The following is a 7,120-nucleotide window of genomic DNA, read 5'->3' on the forward strand; positions in this document are numbered from 1 at the left end:
GGAATATGGGTCAGCCGCACCGCGGACTCGGTCTTGTTGACGTGCTGGCCGCCGGCGCCGCCGGAGCGCATCGTATCGACGCGAACGTCGGATTCGGCGATGTCGATCTTGATTGAGTTGTCGACCACCGGAAAGATCGCGACGCTGGAGAACGAGGTGTGCCGGCGCGCGTTGGAATCGAACGGCGAAATCCGCACCAGCCGGTGCACGCCGGCTTCGGTTTTCAGCCAGCCATAGGCGTTGTGGCCGCTGATCTGGATGGTCGCCGATTTGATGCCGGCCTCTTCGCCCTGCGTCTCCTCCAGATATTCGATCTTGAAGCCGTGTTTTTCGGCCCAGCGGGTGTACATGCGCAGCAGCATCGAGGCCCAGTCCTGGCTCTCGGTACCGCCGGCGCCGGCGTGGACTTCGAGATAGGAGTTGAACCGGTCGGCTTCACCCGACAGCAGCGCTTCGAGTTCGCGGCGGGCGACTTCCTTTTTCAGGGTTTTCAGCGCGGTTTCGGCCTCCGCGACCACGCCTTCATCGTTCTCGGCCTCGCCGAGTTCGATCATGCCGACATTGTCCTCAAGCTCGCGCTCGACCTTGCCGATGCCGGAAAGCGCTTCCTCCAGCGAGGTGCGCTCCTGCATCAGCTTCTGCGCCTTCTGCGGGTCGTTCCAGAGATTGGGGTCTTCGGCGAGCTGGTTCAGCTCCGCAAGGCGCGCGGTGGATTGTTCGACGTCAAAGATGCCTCCTCAGCAGCCCGACCGACTGCTTGATCTCCTCGACGAGTCTTTCGATTTCAGCGCGCATGGGTACTCTGATCTGCGGCGCGGCGCCGCGATGGAAATGACAGGAGGGATGTAGCGGCGGGCCGCCGAAAGCGCAACGTCGCTCTAATAAAGCCCGCCGATACCGGAGCGGAACAGGGTTCGCTCCGCGTCAGGTGGTACTTGTTGCCGCCCGTCCGCATCGGCCACGCCGATCACGGAATAGTTGTCCGGCGGCGCGGTGCCCGGCTTGAAGGCTTCCAGAATGGTCCTGCCGCCCTCGCCCGGACCGGCGCGCATGCCGCTCTTGGCGTCGACGCGGATCAGCTTGATGCCCGCCGGCACGCGGAACGGAATCGCCGGCTTGTCGGCGAGCGCGAGTTTTAGGAAATCCTTGGCGATCGGCGCGGCCAGATGACCGCCGGTGGCGCCCTTGCCGAGGTTGCGGGGCTTGTCGTAGCCGACATAGATGCCGACCACGATGTCGGGCGAGAAGCCGATGAACCAGGCGTCCTTTTCGTCGTTGGTGGTGCCGGTCTTGCCGGCGATCGGCTTGCCGACCTCCTTCACCACGGTCGCGGTGCCGGCCTGCACCACGCCTTCCATCATCGAGGTGATCTGGTAGGCCGTCATCGCATCCAGCACCTGCTCGCGGCGATCGACCAGTTGCGGCTCGGGCTGGTTCTTCCAGCCATCGGGGGCATCGCAGCCACGGCATTCGCGCGCGTCGTGCTTGAAGATGGTGCGGCCGTAACGGTCCTGGATGCGGTCGATCAGCGTCGACTTCACGCGACGGCCGCCATTGGCGAACATCGAATAGGCCGTGACCATGCGCATCACCGTGGTTTCGCCGGCGCCGAGCGCGTAGGACAGATAGTTCGGCAGTTCGTCATAGACGCCAAAACGCTTGGCATATTCGCCGATCAGCGGCATGCCGATGTCCTGCGCCAGCCGCACGGTCACCGTGTTGAGCGAGCGCTGCAGCGCGTTACGCAGCGTCTGCGGCCCGTAATATTTGCCGGTCGAATAGTTTTCCGGACGCCAGACCCCCGCGCCCTGCCCCTGATCGATTTCGATCGGGGCATCGATCACGACCGTGGACGGCGTGTAGCCATTGTCGAGAGCTGAAGAATAAACCAGCGGCTTGAACGACGAGCCCGGCTGCCGATAGGCCTGGGTCGCACGGTTGAACTGGCTCTGGTCGAACGAGAATCCGCCGACCATCGCCAGCACGCGGCCGGTCCACGGATCCATCGCGACCATTGCGCCGGAGACCTCCGGATATTGCCGCAGCCGGTACTGGCCTTCGACCCTCGTTCCATCCTTGGCGATCAATGGGTCGACGTAGATGACGTCGCCCGGCGCGAGAACCTGCGAAACCGTGGTTGGCGTCTTGAAGCGCGTGGGACCGGACGCGGCCTTGGCCCATCGCACGCCTTCGAGGGTAAGGTTTCCGGTTTGCCGGTCCTTGAGGACCGCGCCGCCGAGTTCGCGGCCGGGCTGAAAGCCGATCCGCGCCGACTGGTCGCTGGTTTCCAGCACTACCGCCATCCGCCACGGCGAAATGTCCGACAGCGATTTGACGTCGGCGAGTTTTATGCCCCAGTCGCCCGATATGTCCAGCTTGGTGCTCGCGCCGCGCCAGCCCTGCGCCTCGTCGAAATTGATGAGGCCGTTGGTCATGGTCTTGCGCGCCATCACCTGCAGTTTCGGGTCGAGCGTGGTTCGAACCGACAGGCCGCCTTCATAGAGCTTCTTTTCGCCGTAGCGTTCGAACACATCGCGGCGGACTTCCTCGGCGAAATATTCGCCGGCGAAAATGTGCGCGGCATTCGCCCGATTGGTGACCTGCATCGGCTCCTTGCGAGACGCATCGGCGTCGGCCTGCTTGATCCAGCCATTTTCCAGCAGGCGATCGATCACGTAGTTACGGCGCTCGATCGCCCGGTCGCGGTTACGGATCGGATGCAGCGACGACGGCGCCTTGGGCAGCGCGGCCAGGTAGGCGGCTTCCGCAATGGTGAGTTCGTTGACCGATTTGTCGAAATAGACCAGCGACGCCGCGGCAACGCCGTAAGCGCTGAGACCAAGATAGATTTCGTTGAGATAGAGCTCTAGAATTTTGTCCTTGGAGTAGGCCCGCTCGATCCGCATCGCCAGCAAGGCTTCCTTGATCTTGCGGGTGAAAGACACCTCGTTGGTCAGAAGAAAGTTCTTTGCGACCTGCTGGGTGATCGTGGAGGCGCCCTGCGGGCGGCGGTTGGAGCCGTAGTTTTGCGCATAGATGACCGCCGCGCGGGCCATGCCGGTAAAATCGATGCCGCCGTGCTCGTAGAAATTCTTGTCCTCTGCCGCCAGAAAGGCGTTGATCACCAGCTTAGGCACCGCCTGGATCGGCAGATACAGCCGGCGCTCCTTGGAGTATTCCGCCAGCAGCGCCCCGTCAGAGGCATGGACCCGCGTCATCACTGCGGGTTCATAGTCCTGAAGCTGGGAATAATCCGGCAGATCCTTGGAATAGTGCCAGATCATACCGGCGGTGGCGGCGACGCCGACCAGGAACACAACGGTCCCGGCGGCGAACAAGAAACCCATGAACCGCACCAGAAAGCGCATCAGCGAATATCCGTTTCAACCCTTGCGCCGTGGCGAACGGCGTCTTTCCCGCGCCGCCGGAAGGCGATTTTACCGATTCTGCAGGCCTCGCAATGACTTTTTATAGAGCCGGCGCTGTGGCCAAACTAGGGCTTCAACCATTGAAGGCCGCCTTTTTCAATTGGCCGATCCGGCCGATACCATGCGCTTGGCGAAAAAAGCGTCGATCGCCTGCGCCACCGATCCGACCGTCCTGGATCGCCAGTTGTCCGACACCAGGTGCTCGAGGTCGCTCTTGTTCGAAACATAGCCGAGTTCGATCAGCACCGATGGTACGTCCGGCGCCTTGAGCACCTTGAATCCGGCGGATTTCAGCGGATGCTTGTGCATCCGCGCGGTGGTTTTCATTTCGTTCTTCAAGAGGCGGGCAAAGCGGTTTGAAAAGGTGCGGGTTTCCCGCTGCGCCAGATCGATCAGGATATCGGCGACGTCGGTCGGCTCCTCCGTCAGGTTGACGCCGGCAATGGCGTCCGCCCTGTTTTCCAACTCGGCAAGCCGTTCCGCTTCGGCGTCGGAGGCCTTGTCCGACAAGGTGTAGATGGTGGCGCCCCGGGCGTCCCCCTCGCCCCGCGGCAGCGCATCGGCGTGGATGGATACCAACAAAGCCGCCGACTGATTGCGCGCAATCCGCACCCGGTCTGCGAGCGGAATAAAAGTATCGTCGGTTCGGGTCATGACCACGCGGTATTTGCCGGCCTTCTCAACCCGGTCGCGCAACGCCAGGGCAAAGCCCAGCACGAGGTTTTTTTCGCTTTCGCCGCTGGCCTGGGTGCCATTGTCGATACCGCCATGCCCGGGATCGATGACGACGACGGGGCGCTTGTCCGGCGGCTCGGCCGGCTTGGCTGTTCCGGTCGCCTCGACAGCAGCGGTCGCAACGGTGTCAGCCGCTCCGATCGCCGGTCGCAGATCCGGCCGGCCTTCCACGGCGAGCGACTGCACGAAGGTGGTCCGATCCACCGCTTCGAATTCGAGCACCAGCCGCGGCGGCTGACCGTTGGCCGCATCCAGCACGTATGATTTCTCGATTTTCGCCGGTCCGGCGAGATCGAACACGATGCGCGAACCCCCGGGCATCACCAGCCCATAGCGGAATGCCTTGATCAGCCCACGCCCGGTCGTGCCGGCGCCCGCGGCAAGCTGGAATGTGACCTGCGGAAGATCGACGACCACGCGATAGGGATCGGCGAGCGCGAACGCGCGGAACTGAATGTTCCTGTCGAGGTCGAGGATAAAGCGGGTTTGCTTGACGTCACCGGCCAGCCGCACGTCCGAGGCGATAGGAAAATTGACTGCAACCGAAGGGCGCAACGGATCGCCTTCGGCCGCCCTGACCGCAGCCGGCGCGAGGCCACACATTGCTGCGGCGCAAACGACTGCCGCTGCAAGCAAAACCCTATGATTTGCGCGGCCCGCCAACGAATCCATGCCTCCGAGCAGCCCCTCTTTACCGCAATAGAACCGCAGGGTTAACCGAAGCTTAACGCTCTCGGGCCGAATACGACGCAGTGTTGCCGCGCCGTGACGGTTCCCTTGCATGGGCCGGCCAATCCACGTATGTAAAAGGTGCTGACGGTTTAACTCCCGGTTGTGTCGCGTTCAGCCTCCCGGTGCAGCGCCGGTTCCTCCGAACAATTGTTAGAGGTTCCAGCGTCTTTCCGATCCTTCCACGGCCAGCGCCAGCGCGCGGCCGATCGGGAGGGACGGTTTCGAGCCCGAGCGGCGTCCGCCCCCAGGTACTTTCTTGCTCCAGGGCGGCTTTAGACACTTCATAACCGATTATTCCGGCCCAAAGCCGCGATATGCGGGAGCCGGCAAGCGCCTTGGCGCCACGCCGGGCCGGCAGCGACAGACAAGGCGGCGCCTTTGCCGCCAACGTGTTCAGACGGGCCGACGCTTGATGCGCCAGACTGAGATGCCGACCAAGATCCACGCAAGGATTGCGCCGATGCGAAGCGAAAGCCTCGCGCGTCGCCCTGCAACGGGATCGCGTTCGGCTGGGCGTCCCGGGTTGCGTTTCGGCCTTCCCCTCACCCCCGAATCAGGTGGACCGTCGCGTCACCCGGCTGCTCGACATGCGCTTGCCGACATGCGCGCCCTCCGCCGTCAAGAGCTCCAAAATGCCCAACAAAATGTTGATCGATGCCACCCACCCGGAAGAGACCCGGGTTGTCGTGGTTCGCGGCAATCGCGTCGAAGAATTTGATTTTGAGACCGCCCAACGCAAGCAACTGCGCGGCAACATCTATCTCGCCAAGGTCACCCGCGTAGAGCCGTCGCTGCAGGCCGCGTTCATTGAATATGGCGGCAATCGCCACGGCTTCCTGGCCTTCAGCGAAATCCATCCCGACTATTACCAAATTCCGGTCGCTGACCGCCAGGCGCTGATCGAAGCCGACGAGCGCGCGCATCGCGAGGCCGAGGAAGAGTCCGAAAACCGCTCCAACCGCCACCGCCGTCCGCGGCATCGCAACGCGCGCCGCCGCGGCAATGGCGAGCGGGTGCAGAGCGAGGTCGTCAACGCGGAAAGCCCGGATACGGCGCAGGCCGCCGAGCCCAATGAGCACGAGCATCATCAGCACGAGCCCGGCGAAAATGGCGACGCCCACGCCCATGATGCCGAACACCGCCAGGCGGATGCGGATCATCACGGTCATGAAGGCCACGAGCATGCGCAGGAGCAAGTTCATGACGATGCGCATGAACACACCCACGAAGGGCACGACCACCATGACGTCGCGCATGAAACCGCCGCGCCGGAATCTCAGACCGAGATGCCGGTTTCAGCGGCCATCGAGGCATCCGTCGCTTCTCCGCCGGACGCGCCAACCGAGGCGCAGGTTCGCGAAGAAGCCGCACATGATGTTGATGTTCATGCCCACGAAGAGCAGGCGTTCGAAAATCAGGCCCATGCCGACGACGCGCCGCGCGCCGAACATGCCGACGGCGATCACGCCGCTTCGCAGCGCGACGATCATGCCGCCGCTCCGCAGGGCGACGAACATCACGACGACGAAGAGGACGAAGGCGAAGAGGCCGAGGAAGAAATCGTCGAATCCGTCGGCGGCGACGATGTCCTCGAGGAAGTGCCGGAGCGCGCCTTCCGTCCCCGGCGTCAGTACAAGATCCAGGAAGTCATCAAGCGCCGGCAGGTGATGCTGGTCCAGGTGGTCAAGGAAGAACGCGGCAACAAGGGCGCGGCGCTGACCACCTATCTGTCGCTGGCCGGCCGTTATGCCGTGCTGATGCCCAATACCGCGCGCGGCGGCGGCATCAGCCGCAAGATCACGTCGGCACAGGACCGCTCGCGGCTGAAGGAAGTGGTGCAGGATCTCGACGTGCCGGAAGGCATGGGGATCATCCTGCGCACCGCGGGCGCCTCCCGCACCAAGCCGGAAATCAAGCGCGACTTCGAATATCTGATCCGCATGTGGGAAACCGTGCGCGACATGACCCTGAAGTCGCAGGCGCCGACCCTCGTCTATGAGGAAGGCTCGCTGATCAAGCGATCCTTACGCGATCTCTACAACAAGGAAATCGACGAAATCCAGGTCGCCGGCGAAGCCGGTTATCAGGAAGCCCGCGATTTCATGAAGATGCTGATGCCCTCGAACGTGCGCGCGGTCCGGCAATATCGCGACGGCCAGCCGCTGTTCTCGCGCATGGGCGTCGAGAGCCAGCTCGATGCGATGTTCTCGCCGACGGTGCAGTTG

3 protein-coding genes and 1 pseudogene are annotated in these 7,120 nt (G+C 63.2%); 1 reads left to right on the forward strand and 3 read right to left on the reverse strand.

Going from position 1 to position 7,120, the window contains the following annotated elements:
- The 3 genes and pseudogenes from VGP39_RS15740 to VGP39_RS15750 all read right to left on the reverse strand — a co-directional run.
- A pseudogene (locus VGP39_RS15740) lies at positions 1 to 795 on the reverse strand (PCRF domain-containing protein); the annotation flags it as partial.
- A gap of 83 nt (positions 796 to 878) precedes the next feature.
- Positions 879 to 3,368 carry a penicillin-binding protein 1A gene (locus VGP39_RS15745; RefSeq protein WP_327569032.1) on the reverse strand — a complete coding sequence of 830 codons (2,490 nt, stop codon included), beginning with the start codon at positions 3,366 to 3,368 and terminating at the stop codon, positions 879 to 881.
- A 156-nt stretch (positions 3,369 to 3,524) separates the two neighbouring features.
- Complete coding sequence (locus VGP39_RS15750; protein WP_327569034.1) at positions 3,525 to 4,826, reverse strand: N-acetylmuramoyl-L-alanine amidase; 1,302 nt, start codon at positions 4,824 to 4,826, stop codon at positions 3,525 to 3,527.
- 701 nt (positions 4,827 to 5,527) lie between these two features.
- On the opposite strand from VGP39_RS15750, the gene VGP39_RS15755 reads away from it, so the two are divergent.
- The coding region (locus VGP39_RS15755; protein WP_327569033.1) for a ribonuclease E/G at positions 5,528 to 7,120 on the forward strand (1,593 nt) is incomplete at its 3' end.

Source organism: Bradyrhizobium sp. (assembly GCF_036009065.1).
GTDB lineage: Bacteria > Pseudomonadota > Alphaproteobacteria > Rhizobiales > Xanthobacteraceae > Bradyrhizobium.

Bases quoted from the DNA above. Each gene is read 5' to 3' on its own strand.
- VGP39_RS15745 (WP_327569032.1), bottom strand. From the start codon at position 3,368: ATGCGCTTTCTGGTGCGGTTCATGGGTTTCTTGTTCGCCGCCGGGACC.